Genomic DNA, 16,826 nt, shown 5'->3' on the forward strand with positions numbered 1-16,826 from the left:
GAACAACGAATATAATAAGACGGAGGAATACGAAAGTGAAAATCGGAAGGATTGAAGTGGCGGACAAAAAGACCGGTATCGGGATAGCTTCCCTTGCAAAAATGAGAGCCGGTTATGCAGAAAGAACATCTGTGGGGGAGCGGTTTTCGGTGCCGCGCGGAGACAGTAAAGAGAATGTCCCCGTGCTGATCTACAGACCTGAGAAAAAGAACGCAGAAAAGCTGCCGGTGTTCTTTAATATGCACGGCGGAGCATGGGTCGCCGGCGATGCCATGATGATGGAAAGCTTTTGCCAGCTTCTTGCAGAGAGTGTACCGGCAGTCGTTGTCAATATCAATTATCATAAGGCAGATGTGATTCCCCTTCCGGAAATGTCGGCGGAAGCCTGTGATTGTGTCAGATATTTTGCCGGACATGCGGAAGAATACGGAATTGACAACAGCAGAATGGCGATTGGCGGACACAGCGCCGGAGCGAATATCGCGGCAGGGACAGTACTTCGATTAAAGGAATGCGGGATTGATATGAAACTACAGATTCTCGTATATCCCTGTGTCGATCTTCGTCCTGAGGCAAATTGCGGATGGATGAACATGGTTATCAGCAGTGTCGTACCGGAAGGACATCTGGAAGAGTGCCATATCTCACCGATGGCGGCGGAGGATGAGCAGATAAAAGCACTTTGTCCGGCTGTTATCGTGGCATGCGGCAGGGATGATTTAAAACCTCATGCGCTTAATTATGCGAAACGGCTGATTGACAATGGAGTAAATGTATATTTCAGAGAATACGAACATGCGGAGCATGGATTTTTGGAAGTAAACCGGCCGGACTACGAGCCATCCACAGACGGACGTATCAATGCGGAACAAGGCGCTTATGCAAGAGATTGCGAGCAGTGGCTTATAAAGGTTTTAAAAAGTGAACTTTTGGAGGAAGTAAAATGACCATAAATACTGAGAAAATCATCCTGAATCAAGAACGAAATGTTACGCTTTCTGCTATGGTACAGACAGTAGGCGGAGCGTGGGGATTTACAGAACGTCCGGCCGTTATGGTCATTCCGGGCGGCGGTTATGCCATGTGTTCTGACTGGGAAGCGGAAATCGTAGCATATCCCTATCTGGCAGCCGGATTTCATGCGTTCGTTCTGCGCTATTCCGTAGGAGAGCACAGAGCATGGCCGAATCCTCTGGACGACTATGAGCAGGCGATGGAGTATATTGAAACTCATGCAGAAGAGTGGGGCGTACTCACAGACAAGATCGCTGTTATCGGATTTTCCGCAGGAGGTCACCTGGCGGCATGTGCCGCAACGATGGCGAAGCATCGTCCGGCTGCTGCAATCCTTGGATACGCCGCGCTGAAGCAGGAGATTACGGATGCATGTCAGCCGGGTGGAATCGCGCCTGCTCCAATAGATCATGTCGATGCAGAGACTCCGCCTTGCTTTTTGACAGCTTGCCGGGATGACAGTGTGGTTCCGATTTCTAACACAGTGGATTTCATGACGGTGCTGGATAAATATTCCATCACCTATGAGTGCCACATCTATCCATTTGGTGAACACGGTTTTTCAACCGGAGAAGTGTCAGACATCGGACTGGGACAGGGCTGCAGCCGGATCCCTCAGTGGGTTCCGAATTCCGTCGGGTTTCTCTGGGATATCTTTGGACGGCTTACTCCGAAAGGAATGGGAGCCCCTGCTTGTCAGACCAAGATAAATGGAGACGCTGAACCGGTTCTGTCAGTGAGATGTTCGATCCGCCATCTCAGGAAGTTTGTTACAGAGGTCAAGGAGCTTACTCCCGTACTCAATGCTATTGACGCTTATTCCAGCGGCATCTTTAAAGAATCTGGGAAAGTGATAGCAGATCAATTTAATTTGGGATTCCTTATGGAGGCGCTTGGCAGGACAAAGGAAGAGATTGAAGATTTAGACAAGCTGCTCAGACAAGTTCCAAATCAAATAGATAAATAACAAGCGAGAAAGGAGATTATGATGAAAAAATTATTTGGGAAAAAAGAAATCAATATGGCGTCAGATGCAAAGGTAGGATGGGGCGAGCATCTCGCCTATGGCGTCGGAAATGCAGCAAACGACGTATCCGGAACTATGATCGGAAACTACATTTTAATCTATTATACGATGGTTCTGGGGATGGATGTGCTGCTTGCCACCAGTGTACTGGCTGCATCCAGAATGATGGATGGATTATCTGATCTGATCATGGGACGCATTATTGACCGTACGCAGACCAAGATTGGAAAAGCGAAACCATGGTATTTTCGGTTCATTCTGCCTATGGTGATCTCCATGCTTCTCGTCTTTAATGTGCCTCATAGCATCGGGAGGGCAGGTCAGGTGATTTATATGTTTCTCACCTATAATTTGGTGACCACAATCTGCGGTACAGCCCTTGGGATTTCCTTTACGTCATTAAATGGTCTGATGACTACTAACCAGATCTCAAGAGGAAGAAACGGCGTTGTGGCAAGAATATTCAGTCTGGTAACTGGTATTTTTGCCAGCAACACGATTTTCCGTTTTGCAAGGTTCTTTGGCGGCGGAGATGAATATAGTCAGAAAGGATGGAGTATGGCTATGATTGTTTACGCGGTTGTCTTTGTCTGCCTGACATTGATTCATCACTTTTTTACACATGAACGTGTAAATCAGGTGAGAAATGAAAATGAGATCACAGATAAAACACTCCGCTCTGTGACAGGGGAGAAAATTAGCGCGGGTAAATCACTGCTGTCTCTTATTAAAAATAAATTCTGGGTAACTACTTTGGTTGTGTGCGTATTTATTGCCATATTACTGACGATAAATACTACTATGGCGGTATATTTTTCTCAGTATATTATGAATGATCTGGATGCTCAGGGCATAATTGTATCTCTTATAAGTCTGACGGCGATTCCTGGTACGCTTATCAGTCTTCCCCTTATGACCAGACTGGGAAAGCGAAATGTTATGCTTGTAGGGCTGGGAATAAACCTGATCGGCTGCCTGTTGCCTGTGTTCTCTATGAATACTATGGTTATCTACATAGGCAGTATTATTAAAGGCTTAGGATACGGAATTACAGCAGGTCCCACGGGCAGTATTATCCAGGATACGCTTACTTACGGTGAGTGGAAGAACGGCTTCAGTAATATGGGGATGGGTAACGCGGCAAATTCTTTTGCTATGAAAGCGAGCGGAAGTCTTGGGACGATTATTGTTGGTTTTATGCTCAGCATATCGGGCTTTGTGGAGCAGTCACTGGTTCAGTCTCAGCAAACGTTGAATATGATTAGCTTCGGATATATCTGGATGCCGGCGCTTATGGCGATTACCTGCATTATTATAATGCTGTTTTATACCTTGGATAAGATTTATCCACAAATTGAGGCAGATCTGAAAGAGGGTAAATATGCTCCCGGTGTTCAAAAGGAAGCCGCTGTAATTGCGGATGAGGAAAAAGGTGACAAACATTATGAAAACTAAATTTGATCGAAGAGCAAGATTTATCCAGAATACAGCCTGTAGGAAGTATTTTAAGTGTAAACCAAATTCTTTTGACGCACAGTCGGAAGCCGTGGATATTGTAAGAGAGGATGGCGTGCGTGTGATTACGGATATTCCTTATGGAACGAAGTACCCGAATAGTTTTTTGGATATTTATCTCCCGAAGAAAGAATGGATGGAGAGCGCAGGAGAAAACGGAGTACCTGTGTTCGTCTACTTTCACGGCGGCGGATTCCTTTTTGGGAACCGCCGCATGGGAGATCCGCTGACTAAGGACCCCACCGGCATGAGGGAATGGTTCGGATATTTTTTAGACAAAGGGATCGGAGTAGTCAGTGCAAGCTACGCCTTTGCTCCGGAATACAGATTCCCTGTTCAGATTAAACAGGTAGATCAGGTATTGGGATTTTTAGGCGGGCATGGGAAAGAGTATGGATTGGATTCTGACCAGATGCTACTGGGAGGCGGAAGTGCTGGGGCGGACATGACTGAAATATATGGACTGGTGATTTCCGACAGTTCCTATGCTGCCCAATTTCCTTTTGTACCGACAGTCCGGCGTGAGCAGATAAAAGGTCTTATTATCGATGAAGCTGCCCTGTGCTTTCATACATTTAAAAACCCAAAGGGGATGGATACGATGTTGGGATGCTGGGTGGGAGAGGAAGATTTCCTACATGGTCCGAATTCCATCCTCTGTGATGTGCCGGAACATATTGCGGACAGTTATATTCCAACTTTTGTTACCGGAAGCACTGCGGATCATTTCTTTATCCAGTCCGCCTTGAAACTGAAGGTCAGGCTGGATGAAATTGGCGTTCGCTGTGACCTGTATTATCCCCCCCTTTCTATGGGGGAGTTTGGTCATGGCTTTCTTTCTCAGGCTGAAACTCCGGCAGGTAAAGCAGGAAATGAAAAGATGATAAGATTTATAGATGCCGTGTTAGGAAAATAGGTTGAACTATCCAATATATTCGGCGGATAAGGAGGAATTATATCATGCTTAGAGAAAATTTTAATGATAACTGGAAGGTCTGCAAGAGTGTTGCTGCTCTGGATGCACTTTTTTATCCGGAGAAAGTGCAGGAACCCAAACCCGTGAAACTGCCCCATGACGCCATGATATGCTCAGAGCGAAGCCCGGAGTATCCAACGGCAGGCGGAGGCGCCTTTTTCAAAGCAGAGAATCTGGAATATACCAAAACTTTTTTTGTTCCAAAGGAAGACCAGGGTAAAGTCATCTTTCTGGAATTCGAGGGCGTGATGCAGTATGCATTCGTCTGGGTGAACGGAGGATTCGCGGGGCAGCATCCCTATGCCTATTCCAATTTTTATGTGAACATCACAGATTTTCTCCGTTTTGGAGAAGAGAATACGGTTAAAGTAATCGCCAAAAATGGAGCACAGCCCAATTCCAGGTGGTATTCCGGCGGCGGGATCTACCGCAATGTGAAAATTATAAAGGGAGAGCCTCTGCATATCTCCATGGATGGAGTGATGATATCTACCCCGATTGCTGAATCCGATCGGGCAGTTGTGGAGGTTCGGGCAAAGATAGAAAATGAGAATCTTGGATTTCGATGCGGATGGCTGAAAACCGTGATCCGGGATGAAGATGGTGCGGAAGTGGCGAAAGAGCGCACGAAATTTCATGTTTTTTCTGAGGGAACACTCACGGTACAGCAGCGAATCTATGTAAAGAATCCTAAGCTGTGGAACCTTGACGCCCCGTATCTGTATACCTGTGAGAGTATCCTGGAATCGGAGGAAATCAGAGATAAGACAGCGGTCTCGTTTGGAATCCGTTCGTTGACTTTGGACCCGGAACGGGGACTGCAGCTCAATGGAAGAACGGTCAAGCTGAAAGGCGGCTGTATCCATCACGACAATGGGATGTTGGGGGCCGCTGCGTTTGAAGATGCGGAACTGCGCCGGGCAAGGCTGCATAAAAAGGCAGGCTACAATGCCCTGCGCTCCGCCCACTATCCGATGTCGAAAGCAATGCTGGACGCCTGCGATCGGACAGGACTGTTGGTCATGGATGAGTTTACAGATGTATGGACGAGCTGTAAATGTGATTTTGACTACGGTTTCAGCTTTGCTGAGTGGTGGGAGCGGGATGTAGAACAGATGGTGTACAAGGATTATAACCATCCCTGCGTAGTACTGTATTCCATTGGCAACGAGATACCGGAAGCCGGCTCTCCTACAGATGCGTCATGGGGGAGAAAAATCGCGGAAAAAATACGGTCCATCGACAAGACCCGGTATATTACCAATGCGCTCAATCTTCCGGGAGCAATACTGGATGTAGTTGTGCCTATGATGAGAGCGCAGAAACCGGAAAGCGCAGGTGCGAAGAGCGGCGAGATCAATCAGGTATCCAAAGATATGCAGCAGGATATGCGCTCATGGATTTTAAACAGCGATATCCTGCAGGAGCGGATTGAAGAATCCTGCGGCGTGTTGGATGTGATAGGATATAATTATACGACAGAGCGATATGAAAACGAACCGAAACTATCCCCGAACCGGATCGTGGTAGGTTCGGAGACTTCTCCGGCGGCTTTGGCAGAAAACTGGGAACTGGTGGAAAAGCATGGATATCTCATTGGGGATTTCAGCTGGACTTCATGGGATTATCTGGGTGAAGTAGGAATTGGTCATTTCGGATACGAAGATGATAAGATAGACAGATTTTACGGGGATTATCCGTGGATTGCCGCATATAGCGGAGATTTCGATCTGACAGGTTTCAGGCGTCCCATATCTTATTGGAGGGAAATCATATGGGGAGGAAGAAATCATACGCCGTATATCGCGGTACAGCGGCCGGGGCGTTATGGCCAGAAGCCGGCTGACGGCAATCATATCTGGACGGATTCTATCTCTTCATGGACATGGCCCGGATATGAGGGGCATCCGATCATAGCTGAAGTCTATTCGGACGCCGAGGAGGCGGAACTTTTTATCAACGGTATCTCTCAGGGAAGAAAACCTGTAGGAGACGAGTTCAAAAAGTTCTACTGCCAGTGGGATACCGTGTATGAAACAGGTGAAGTGGAGGCGGTAACTTATATCGGAGGGAAAGAGACCGGACGCTTCCGTCTGAAAACTGCCGGTACACCGCGTTTGCGGGTTGAAAAAGAAAGTGAGAGCCTCCGTGCCGGCACGAATGACCTGTGCTTTATTAATATTGAACTGGCCGATGAAAATGGTATCTTGAATACCGCTGTCCAGAAAGATGTTACAGTTTCACTGACAGGGGCAGGCATCCTGCAGGCCAGCGGCTCGGCAGATCCGAGAACCGAGGAAAATTATTATGACACGACTCATAAGACCTTTTATGGACGCGTACTGGCAGTGGTACGTGCAGGAGAGGAAAAGGGAACTGCAAGACTGACTGTATCGGCAGAAGGAATGGACAGTGTCGTTGTAGAGATACCTGTAGTCTGAAAAATAAGACATGCGGAAGGAGATTTTGAAAATGACAAACGACGCAACTTTTGAATTAATGGCAAAAGCGCAGGGAACCTCGGATGCGGATTTGTACTGTTAAAAAGGAGGAGAAGCATGTTAAAAACAATCAATGAGTGTTTAAATGGAATGGAAGAAAACTATATTCTTCCATTTCTATGGCTCCATGAAGAAGACGAAGCCACATTAAGATCCTATATGACAGCAATCCATGAAGCCAATATCAGGGCAGTTTGCTTAGAATCCAGACCTCATCCTGATTTTCTGGGGCCAAAGTGGTGGCAGGATCTTGATATCATTCTGGATGAGGCAAAAAAACGGAATATGAAGGTGTGGATATTGGACGACCAGCATTTCCCCACTGGAGCAGCTGCCGGAGCAGTAAAGACAGCACCGGCAGAACTTCACAAACAATATCTTGCCTGCAATATGACGGATATTTTCGGACCTCAGCGAAGGGTTCGGCTTGATATAGGTAAACTGGCATCGACGCCGCAAAATCCTATCGCACCTCAGCCGCTGGACTATGATGATGATTGTCTGCTGGCAATTGTTGCCGCCCGTCTGGACGGCGGTATAGGCAACGGTCCAGATCATGTGGAAGAGGCAGTCGTCCTGACAGGCAAGATTGAAGAGGGATATCTCATCTGGGACGTGCCGGCGGGAATGTGGAGAGTATTTGCGTTCTATGTTACCCACAACGGCGCATCTCCTGATTACATCAATCTTGTAGCTCTGGATTCTTGTAAAATACTTTTGGATACGGTATACGAAGCTCATTACGCGCGCTATGCGGATGAATTCGGAAAAACAATCGCCGGATTTTTCTCAGATGAGCCTTTCCTCGGAAATCTTTCCGGAAATGCGCAGGGATGCATCGTAGGAAAAACAAGAATGCCGCTTCCATGGAGTAAAGAAATGGAAACAGCATTAAAAGAACTCTGGGGAGAAAACTATCCAGTAAATCTTCCCGCACTTTGGGGAGAGATGGGAACCGCAGAGGAAACCGCAGATATCCGGAATACATTTATGAACGCACTTACAGATCTGGTAAAGAAAAGTTTCAGCGAGCAGATCGGGAACTGGTGCAGAGATCACAGTGTGGAATATATCGGTCACATTATCGAAGATAATAATGCTTCCGAGGGATTAGGCGCCAGCGTAGGACATTACTTCCGGGGACTTTGGGGTCAGGATATGGCAGGAATCGACGATATCGGCGCGCAGATTACCGCTGGCGGCGCAAATGTGGAGCATATATCTATTGCTGGTTCCGGAGACGGAGAATTTTATCATCATGTTCTGGGGAAACTCGGTTCGTCCCTGGCGCATATTGACCCTAAGAAGAAGGACCGCTGTGTATGCGAGTGTTTTGGCGCGTATGGCTGGACAGAAGGAACTCAGACCATGAAGTATATTGCGGATCACCTTCTTGCTGACGGTGTGAATCATTTTGTACCTCATGCTTTTTCCGCAAAGGCATTTCCAGATTTTGACTGTCCGCCCCACTTCTATGCGGGAGGAGAGGATATCCTGTTCCCTGCTTTCGGAAAACTGATGGCGTATATGAACCGTACCGCGCATATTTTGTCTGCTTATCAGCATACTGCCCCTGTTGCCGTCCTCTATCATGCGGAAGCTGCATGGAGCGGTCAGCGTTGGATGAAGATGCAGAAGTGCGCACGGATTCTACGGGAACACCAGATTGATTTTGATATTCTTCCATCAGAAGTGTTAGAATTGAAAGACAAGATTTTAACAGTGAATGGAAGGCAGTATAAAGCTCTTGTGATTCCGGGATGCGAATATTTGGGAGAGAAAGCAGCAGCATTCTGTAAAAAGGCAAAAGCAGTTGATTTCCCAGTATATTTTTCGGATTTTGCTCCAAAGAATGTTCAGGGAACGACAGTAGGACTTTTGGATTTGGCAGATATACTAGCCGATATGACAGATGTAACACTTACTCCGTTCCATACGGATATCCGGATTTATCACGGGATTAAAAAAGGAGAAGGACATGTCTATTTTTTGTTCAATGAGTCTACATGGTCGTCCTTTGAAGGAAGATTAAAAGTCAAAGCTGATGGAAAATGCTATAGATACGATCCTATGGAAAACAGAATCTTCCGACGTAAACTGGCGGGAGGCAGTATACCGGTACGATTAAATCCAATGGAGAGTGCGCTGTTTATAGTGACAGATGCAGAAATAGAGGCAACAGAAGAACTTCCAGAGATGACAGGAACTGCTTTGCTGAACGGAAAATGGACGATTTCCCTTAAAGAAAACGGAGAATTTGTTCCCTATGAGGTTACGGAACGTCTGGACGGTATCATGAAGGACGGATGGTCAGGAACCATCTGTTATGAGTATCAGATTCCGGGGGGAACGCTTCCGGGAGATGCAGACTATATTATGCTAAAGCTCCCGCAAGTCAGAGAGACAGCAGAAGTATGGTGTAATGGGAAATATGTGGGAAATGCGATAGCCGCACCATTTTGTTTTGAACTGACTCATGCATGGAAGAAGGGAAAGAACCTTTTGCGTATTGAAGTGACTTCTACTATGGAACACAAGGTAAAGGCTGCAAGCGGCGGAAAAGATTGGTTTATATCAATGCAGAAAGTATGGTACGGATATGGCATGAGTGATATTCCTGTGCTGGAGTATTGTAAAAAAGAAGAAAAAGTATAACAAGAATTTTATTAAGACTAAGAAGATGCTATTTCTTTGCAAGAGGGGATAGCATCTTTTAGTTTTAATATCATGTGAATAGCGATTATTGTTTGTTGAAGTATCATTTTTGGCAGAACAATTATGACAGGAATCCTCCCGATTGCAAAGTATTACAGTGGCTCTGAATTGAATATGTTTACGGAGTATACTATGGCAACAGAAGAGAAGTTCTCCAAATATTTCGGGTTTACGGAGGAAGAGACAGATGAACTTTATGAAAAGTATCTGAAAGGTACAGAAAAACCGCACCTGACAAGAGAAGGATTAAAGAGCTGGTATGACGGGTATTATTCAAAAACAGGAATTAGGTTGTATAATCCTCGTTCCGTTGTCACATCCTTAAAGAACAATAACTTTGGTAATTACTGGACCAGTTCCGGACCATATGATGAAATTTATTACTATATCGAGCATAATGTGGCAGAAGTCCGTGATGACCTGGCATTAATAGAAACGTTTGACCATTTATTTGAAGATGAAAAGAATTCGGTTTCTGTCAGTAGCAGTATAGGTATCGCTATTTTTCCAGACAATGGTGAAACATTCAAAAATCTATATTCAAATGCAGACAGAGCACTTTATCAAGTGAAAAAATTAGGCAAGAACAATTATATGCTGTATGATGATATTTCGTCAGAGAGTGGGCTGGATAACAAATACTTTACGCCACGAACAAAAATTGAATCAGAGAATAATTCTGCCTGTCTTTCCGGTGATTTACTGGGTTATGTTTTTGAAATCCTGTATGACTCGGAAGACTTTGATAAATCTGTAAACGATGTTTTGGAGATTATCGGGAAAAAGTTCGATGTCAGCCGGGCATATATATTTGAAAATTCAGAGGATAATCTCTATACATCGAATACATATGAATGGCGCAGTGAGGGAGTTACATCAGAAATTGCAAATCTGCAGAATCTCAGCTTTAGCGAGCATGGAAATTATAAAGACCTCTTTAAAGATAATACAGTTTTTTACTGCAGGGACATCCGTACATTAAATCCCGGACAGGCAGAAATCTTAGCAGCACAGGGTATCCGATCCACGCTGCAGTGTGCAATAATAGAGAATAAAACATTCACTGGAATGATTGGATTTGACGAATGTACGGGGCTGCGATTATGGACTCAGGAAGAAATCAGCCTTCTTATTATATTATCACGACTGATATCTCTCTTTCTACAGAAAAAGAAGATGGGCCAAATGGAAGACAAAATTGCGCATTACCAAAATATATTAGCGAATTAAAAGAGTCAAACTGAGAAGGCGCATTAGCGTCTTCTTTTATTTGCCAGAAACACGATACTGATGGTATACTGGACATGTATACTTATTATGCTGTACAAGATAACTTTGGGTGGTTATATTTATATATGTTATAAGGCAAGGAAGACAATAACTAAAGCCCAGTTTTTATGAGGAGGGCCAGGTATGAAAAACAATAAAAATAAAGATGAAAATTCAAATAATAATTTAGCAATAGGAATAAGTTTAGGACTGTTATTTGGGCTCTTGTGGGATAATTTGGCATTAGGTTTGGCTTTGGGAGTTGCAATTGGTTCATTGTCTAAATCCTATAAAAAGAAATAGTAAGATTCCAGTTACCAAAGAGAAAAATCAGAATTTTGTGGAGGAGTATATTATGAATGAATTGCAGAAAAGATTTTTTGAACATTTAGCCAATATACAAGAAAGCTGTGTTGAAATTTGCATGATACAGCATAAGTGTGATGATAAAACGACTAAAAGTATGCTGTATGATGTTACTTATGAGGCAATTACACAAATCATGGTAATGATTGACGGCTATTCCACTTTTAGCGAAAATAAACACGATATTGTCAATACAGTAACTGGGGAACATCTAAAAGAAAATCCTTCTATCGAGTTACATGACCAAACGGAGGAATTTCTAAAATATGAGTAGTAACAATTTCAGTTTGTCAAACTGGAAAATTAGAAGTTGTATAGGGAATAAGATATGAAGAAAAGTGTTTTGATAAGTAATATTATATTATTAATTTGGTATTTTCTTGCAATGGTCGGTGTGAAAATAGGGGCTAAATATTTAGTTGAGGGTGCTTTTAAAGATGAATGGATATTTATGATAATCCCTATTATCACTTTATAACCTACTTCAAAGATTGCATTCAACTTGTGAGTATAAATGGAAGATATGTTCCTGATGTTTATCATATTGTACTGCATATTTTGATAATTGTAGCATTTGTTTTTACCATTAGATTTCGTAAAAATGTAGATTGAAATAATACATAACCTCCAGTTTGTTAAACTGGAAAATTAGAAGTTTTAGGGCTGAATAAATTGAAAGGTAATTATTGTTATGGAAAAGACGGAATTGAATTTTGTGTGTACCGGAATGAAAACGGGTAAAAAAATCCCGATAGAATATACTGGGCGTGGACAAAACATATCACCAGAGTTTATTATTAAAAATTTGTTGCCCAATGCCAAAACGTTAGCCATTACGTTAGAGGATTTAACACATCCAATAAAAAAATTCACCCATTGGATTATTTGGAATATTCCCGCAACTGATAAAATCGAGAAAGGAATTCCAGCGGGTAAGAAAGTGTTGGGAAATGCAGTTCAAGGGGTTGGATATGGTTTCCATCAATATGCTGGGCCTAAACCTCCGAAAGGGAAAAAGCATATCTACCTCTTTACTATCTATGCTTTGGATTGTGAATTAAATATAAGTGCCAATTCTATGAAAGGAACTTTTTTAAGAAGGGCAAAAGGTCATATTATTCAAAGCGGAAATGTAATAGGTGAATTTGAGTAGCACACCGACAGATGATTTTTGGGATGATAATATCGAAGGGAAAGAATTGCGGGAAGTCCGATATATCTACAAATAATTTGTTGGAGGAGATGCGTGAAAATATATAATGTAGGAAACAGAGTCATGAATACATATCTTTACCAGATTAAAGATGGGTTTATAATGATTGATACAGGCTATGAAAATAATTATACAAAATGTACTTCGTCTATGAAACGAAAAGGAATTTCTTGGGCTGATAGAGTAAATACAATTCTTTGTGGGAATATTTACAGGAAGAACTAAAACAATTATTATTGAATATTAAAAAGGTTAATTAGGGGATGTGTAAAAGAGCTATGGATTCAATAGGTTCTTCAACGAGATTATTATGGTTTTTTGTCTTTATTATGGGTGTGCCGGTTATATTGTTGATTTGCTCGATGTTGCTCTGGTCTTATAACAGATTTAAACATTTGGCATTTATATCATATATTGCAGAAGTTATTTTGACGATATTTATAATTTACATAAGTATTTCAAATATTGTTTCACGCCTTCCGTGGAATGAAGTAATATATTACCGGTATGTAGGAAATAGCATTTTAATTATTATGAGTGTTTTATCCACAATTGGCAGTCTGTTCTTTTTTCGTAGATATAAGAAAATCAGTAACATTTTTATGAATATTTCTTCACTGCTGGTAGTCATTGTGTGGGTCATAATAATAGATACAGCTAATATGTAAAGTTTAGCTTATGATAGAAAAAATAAAATTCGGAGTAAAGAATGGAACTAACATATAGAAAAGCGATAAAAGATGATTCGGATTTACTGATTGATATTTATAACGCTTCATTTTATGATGAATTATATCCGGTATGGTGAATGTCCTGGTTATGGAAAAACAAAAGAAGAAATGGAATAGGCACGCAGGCATTTCAATATATGTTATCTGTTTGTCCTGACTGGAAAACGTAGAAGTTGTAAATTTTTATATGAATCGTAAAATTACAGCTTTTAATGGGGGAATTAGATGTTGCAGGAGAATACCAAAATGATTGCTCTAATTGTAGCTTATTCTCAAAATCGTATCATTGGAAATCAGGGAATAATTCCTTGGAAAATCAAAGGAGAGCAGAAAAGATTTAAGGAACTGACCACGGGTAACGTGGTAGTTATGGGTAGACGCTCATATGAGGAAATTGGTAAGCCTTTGCCAAACAGAATGACGATAGTAGTATCCAGAACCCGTAAATTTGAAGGTGAGAACTGCTATACTGTATCGTCTCTAAAGGACGCTATTGAGTTAGCCGGAGAGAAGGACGTGTATATTTCCGGTGGAGCAAAGCTGTATGAAGAAGCCATTCCCATTGTGAAAAAAATGTATGTTACTGAAATTGAAAAAGTAATTGACGGCGATACGTACTTTCCTGATTTTGATGAGAACAGTTTTATTAAAGAAATCAACGAAAGAATTGAAACTGATATATCATATTCATATGTAACGTACACAAGAAAATCATAATAATTGGAGATTATAGTACAACTTGCAAGACAAACAATAGGAGGGACATATCATAAGCGAAATAATGAAATTTGCCAACAGAGAAGAATTCCGTGAATGGCTCAGTGAGCATTGTTTATCAAATGATGGTATTTGGCTTTTATTCGGCAAGACTGGCGGACCGAAAACTGTAAAAGCGGGAGAAGCTCTGGAAGAAGCTCTCTGTTTTGGCTGGATTGATGGACTGATGGAAAGGATTGACGATAAGACTTACAAGAAGTTTTTTTCTCTGCGAAGAAAGAACAGTAAATGGTCAGAGAAAAACAAGACGCTGGTGAAGAAACTGGAGGAACAGGGGCTTATGACGGACTTTGGCAGGAAAAAGATAGATGAAGCCAAAAAGAACGGTCAGTGGGATACTTCAAACCCTTTGGCAGTCATTACAGAGGAACAGATAGAATGTCTGTCTAAGCTGCTGGAAGGGCACGAACCCGCTTACACAAATTTTCAAGCTATGTCGCCATCCGTAAAAAAGACTTATACGCGGGCATATCTTGATGCAAAGACAGACGCTGGACGGAAAAAACGAATTGTCTGGATGGTGGACAGGCTCAATAAAAATTTGAAACCAATGTAAGCAATGAAAAATGAATCACTATGGAAGAATTAAAATCTATTATGAAAGTATGAATTTATGGAGGAAAAAAATTATGGATTTAAGTAAATTTCAGTGGATGAGAGAACCCCTTGATTATGAAATCATTGACTGCAGAGTAGAAATTACTACAAAACCACATACTGATTTGTGGCAGAGAACATACTATCATTTTCAAAACGATAATGCACCAGTATTTCAAATGGAAACAGATGAAAAGTTCTTCAGTTTTGTGGTCAGGACGGAATTTGATGATAGTCATCACAGGTTTGACCAATGTGGAATTGTAATGTACTTAGACAGCGAAAATTGGTTGAAAGCTTCTATAGAATATGAAAATGAAGATTTTCAACACTTGGGCAGTGTGGTTACAAATCATGGATATTCCGATTGGGCGACTACAGAAATCAACACTGACATAAAGTCAATGTGGTATCGGTTTAGCCGAAGAGAAGATGACTATTGTATAGAATGTTCAGAGGATGGAGTTGTATATAAACAGATGAGAATTTGCCATATACACAAAGGAAATGGAACTATAAAGTTTGGCATTTATGCTTGTTCTCCCGAAGAATCATCATTCAAGGCAATTTTCTCTAATATGGAAATTACAGAATGCATGTGGAAAGCACATGACGGTCAACAGCCTGATGAGTAGACCGCTTTCTGTTAGTCTAAAAAAGCGAGGTCTGTAAAATGAATATAATAGAAGCAGTACATGAGTTATATTGGAATAATGATATAAATTGTGCAAGAACCATTTTGATTTGCCTGGGAAAACTCTTTAAAATTGAATATAATGCACAAACACTTCATTCGGCTATTGGTTTGCATGGCGCTGGAGGATTCCGAGCGCAGTGCGGGCTGGTTGAAGGCGGATTAATGTTTATTGGAATCTATTATAGCCAGCTTGGCAAAACTGAGGAAACAATTGTGTCCGTCTGCTACGATTATGCAGAAGCATTTAAGCAGCGCTTTGGTTCATTAAGCTGTTACCATTTACGTCCTGATGGATTTACTGAAAACGCCCCACCGCATATGTGTGAAAAATTGACTTGTGAGGCAGTATCATTCGCATACGAGTTTATTAAAAAACAGCCGTGACATCATGTTACGGCTGTTAATCATCATAATAATACAAAAACAATAAATAGAATAATCAATGCTATTATAATTATAATCAAAAAAGAAAGAGCTACTAATTTCCCGATTTTTTTTGCCTGGGCACGCCCTTCTGCCTCTAAGTTATCCAGAAACGCATTTAACTCATCAAGTGTCTGCTGTCCAAATTCCTCTGCAATCCAGTTGGGATTGTATTTGCTGTTGTTTTTGTCGTAGGAATAGCTTACAGAAATCTCAACAGAATTTTTTGTGAATTCTCCAGCATTATTGTATTTTCTATAATCGTAGTAGACAGTAAAAAATGAAAGTACAGGGATCAATGATACAAAATCCTCTTTTATATGCAGAAAATAGATATCAAGATTTTCAATTACAGTAAGAGGTTTCGTAATCTGTGCTATCTGTGCATCTTCATCATAAATGGAGACAATATTCTTTTTTCCCTTATCAATGCTGTATCCCCAATAAACTTTTCCCATATGCTCGATGCAGAATTTTCTTTCAAACATTCCATTCTGCATTGTATAAAAAGTGCCTTCTTTGCCGTCTTTTCCTATGATTTCGAACTGTCCAAATTTCTGTTCTTTTGAAATCAGGTATTTAAACGGTATACTTTCTTCCAGAGCATTGTCTATAATACTATACCTTGTCGTGTACAGAGTGGTTCCGTTTACGTCAGAAAAGACCAGTTTACGAACATTCTCCATATTAAAGGGCGCTGAGATTTTCAGCCATGGGGCTTTTGCGTTAAACAGTACCTGACCATTTGAAGATACTTCGAATATGTTTTCAAAATTGGATTTTGTCTGTTGTATTTTTACAAGCATATTTTTTCCTCTATTCTTAAAAATGTATATATATTATATCAGAGTTTTTCATGAAATCCAATTTAAGATTGTAACCTTAAATAACAGTTATAAATAAGAATGAAGCTTGTTAGATGTAGATTACTTTGATATACACTTCCTTTCAGGGCCGAAAAAACGTCATGAAATCGAGATTGACCATAATTATTTACTTGAAGTT

15 protein-coding genes are annotated in these 16,826 nt (G+C 41.5%); 14 read left to right on the forward strand and 1 reads right to left on the reverse strand.

Going from position 1 to position 16,826, the window contains the following annotated elements; genetic code table 11:
• The first annotated feature begins 35 nt into the window (after window positions 1–35).
• The 14 genes from A8806_RS06245 (at window position 36) to A8806_RS06320 (ending at window position 15,782) form a co-directional block, all read left to right on the forward strand.
• Complete coding sequence (locus tag A8806_RS06245) at window positions 36–947, forward strand: alpha/beta hydrolase (protein ID WP_181368605.1); 912 nt, start codon at window positions 36–38, stop codon at window positions 945–947.
• A complete protein-coding gene (locus tag A8806_RS06250) occupies window positions 944–1,981 on the forward strand; it encodes an alpha/beta hydrolase (protein WP_109730332.1) in 1,038 nt (345 codons plus the stop codon). The genes A8806_RS06245 and A8806_RS06250 overlap by 4 nt, the downstream gene beginning before the upstream one ends.
• 18 nt (window positions 1,982–1,999) lie before the next feature.
• Entirely contained in the window at window positions 2,000–3,496 is a 1,497-nt protein-coding gene (locus tag A8806_RS06255) for an MFS transporter (protein WP_109730333.1), read from the forward strand.
• Window positions 3,486–4,472, forward strand: a complete 987-nt coding sequence (locus A8806_RS06260) for an alpha/beta hydrolase (protein WP_181368606.1) — start codon at window positions 3,486–3,488, stop codon at window positions 4,470–4,472. Before A8806_RS06255 ends, A8806_RS06260 begins: the two co-directional genes overlap by 11 nt.
• 44 nt (window positions 4,473–4,516) lie before the next feature.
• Window positions 4,517–6,973 carry a glycoside hydrolase family 2 protein gene (locus tag A8806_RS06265; RefSeq protein ID WP_109730335.1) on the forward strand — a complete coding sequence of 819 codons (2,457 nt, stop codon included), beginning with the start codon at window positions 4,517–4,519 and terminating at the stop codon, window positions 6,971–6,973.
• Window positions 6,974–7,090: 117 nt separating this feature from the next.
• Entirely contained in the window at window positions 7,091–9,688 is a 2,598-nt protein-coding gene (locus A8806_RS06270; RefSeq protein WP_109730336.1) for a glycosyl hydrolase, read from the forward strand.
• 123 nt (window positions 9,689–9,811) lie between these two features.
• The gene (locus tag A8806_RS06275) at window positions 9,812–10,978 is read left to right on the forward strand and encodes a diguanylate cyclase domain-containing protein (protein ID WP_109730337.1); all 1,167 of its coding nucleotides are present in this window, start codon (window positions 9,812–9,814) and stop codon (window positions 10,976–10,978) included.
• Between the two features lie 183 nt (window positions 10,979–11,161).
• Window positions 11,162–11,320 (forward strand): glycine zipper domain-containing protein, encoded by a 159-nt coding sequence (locus tag A8806_RS25980; RefSeq protein WP_146203257.1) that lies wholly within the window; start codon window positions 11,162–11,164, stop codon window positions 11,318–11,320.
• A 52-nt stretch (window positions 11,321–11,372) separates the two neighbouring features.
• A complete protein-coding gene (locus tag A8806_RS06280) occupies window positions 11,373–11,657 on the forward strand; it encodes a hypothetical protein (RefSeq protein ID WP_109730338.1) in 285 nt (94 codons plus the stop codon).
• A gap of 417 nt (window positions 11,658–12,074) precedes the next feature.
• Window positions 12,075–12,536: a YbhB/YbcL family Raf kinase inhibitor-like protein gene (locus tag A8806_RS06290; RefSeq protein WP_109730339.1), complete on the forward strand. Its 462-nt coding sequence runs from the start codon at window positions 12,075–12,077 to the stop codon at window positions 12,534–12,536.
• A 1,037-nt stretch (window positions 12,537–13,573) separates the two neighbouring features.
• Window positions 13,574–14,044 (forward strand): dihydrofolate reductase, encoded by a 471-nt coding sequence (locus tag A8806_RS06305; RefSeq protein WP_109730342.1) that lies wholly within the window; start codon window positions 13,574–13,576, stop codon window positions 14,042–14,044.
• Window positions 14,045–14,108: 64 nt separating this feature from the next.
• A complete protein-coding gene (locus A8806_RS06310; protein ID WP_330405270.1) occupies window positions 14,109–14,660 on the forward strand; it encodes a YdeI/OmpD-associated family protein in 552 nt (183 codons plus the stop codon).
• A 73-nt stretch (window positions 14,661–14,733) separates the two neighbouring features.
• A complete protein-coding gene (locus A8806_RS06315; protein WP_109730344.1) occupies window positions 14,734–15,336 on the forward strand; it encodes a DUF1349 domain-containing protein in 603 nt (200 codons plus the stop codon).
• A 38-nt stretch (window positions 15,337–15,374) separates the two neighbouring features.
• Window positions 15,375–15,782 carry a C-GCAxxG-C-C family protein gene (locus A8806_RS06320; RefSeq protein WP_109730345.1) on the forward strand — a complete coding sequence of 136 codons (408 nt, stop codon included), beginning with the start codon at window positions 15,375–15,377 and terminating at the stop codon, window positions 15,780–15,782.
• A 23-nt stretch (window positions 15,783–15,805) separates the two neighbouring features.
• On the opposite strand, the gene A8806_RS06325 is transcribed toward A8806_RS06320, so the two are convergent.
• Window positions 15,806–16,627, reverse strand: a complete 822-nt coding sequence (locus A8806_RS06325; RefSeq protein WP_109730346.1) for a hypothetical protein — start codon at window positions 16,625–16,627, stop codon at window positions 15,806–15,808.
• Between the last annotated feature and the right edge of the window lie 199 nt (window positions 16,628–16,826).

Origin of the sequence: Faecalicatena orotica (genome assembly GCF_003149245.1) — a bacterium.
GTDB lineage: Bacteria > Bacillota > Clostridia > Lachnospirales > Lachnospiraceae > Faecalicatena_A > Faecalicatena_A orotica.

Bases quoted from the DNA above. Each gene is read 5' to 3' on its own strand.
- A8806_RS06320 (WP_109730345.1), top strand. From the start codon at position 15,375: ATGAATATAATAGAAGCAGTACATGAGTTATATTGGAATAATGATATA.
- A8806_RS06305 (WP_109730342.1), top strand. From the start codon at position 13,574: ATGATTGCTCTAATTGTAGCTTATTCTCAAAATCGTATCATTGGAAAT.
- A8806_RS06255 (WP_109730333.1), top strand. From the start codon at position 2,000: ATGATGAAAAAATTATTTGGGAAAAAAGAAATCAATATGGCGTCAGAT.
- A8806_RS06310 (WP_330405270.1), top strand. From the start codon at position 14,109: ATGAAATTTGCCAACAGAGAAGAATTCCGTGAATGGCTCAGTGAGCAT.
- A8806_RS06260 (WP_181368606.1), top strand. From the start codon at position 3,486: ATGAAAACTAAATTTGATCGAAGAGCAAGATTTATCCAGAATACAGCC.
- A8806_RS25980 (WP_146203257.1), top strand. From the start codon at position 11,162: ATGAAAAACAATAAAAATAAAGATGAAAATTCAAATAATAATTTAGCA.
- A8806_RS06275 (WP_109730337.1), top strand. From the start codon at position 9,812: ATGACAGGAATCCTCCCGATTGCAAAGTATTACAGTGGCTCTGAATTG.
- A8806_RS06270 (WP_109730336.1), top strand. From the start codon at position 7,091: ATGTTAAAAACAATCAATGAGTGTTTAAATGGAATGGAAGAAAACTAT.
- A8806_RS06290 (WP_109730339.1), top strand. From the start codon at position 12,075: ATGGAAAAGACGGAATTGAATTTTGTGTGTACCGGAATGAAAACGGGT.
- A8806_RS06315 (WP_109730344.1), top strand. From the start codon at position 14,734: ATGGATTTAAGTAAATTTCAGTGGATGAGAGAACCCCTTGATTATGAA.
- A8806_RS06280 (WP_109730338.1), top strand. From the start codon at position 11,373: ATGAATGAATTGCAGAAAAGATTTTTTGAACATTTAGCCAATATACAA.
- A8806_RS06250 (WP_109730332.1), top strand. From the start codon at position 944: ATGACCATAAATACTGAGAAAATCATCCTGAATCAAGAACGAAATGTT.
- A8806_RS06325 (WP_109730346.1), bottom strand. From the start codon at position 16,627: ATGCTTGTAAAAATACAACAGACAAAATCCAATTTTGAAAACATATTC.
- A8806_RS06265 (WP_109730335.1), top strand. From the start codon at position 4,517: ATGCTTAGAGAAAATTTTAATGATAACTGGAAGGTCTGCAAGAGTGTT.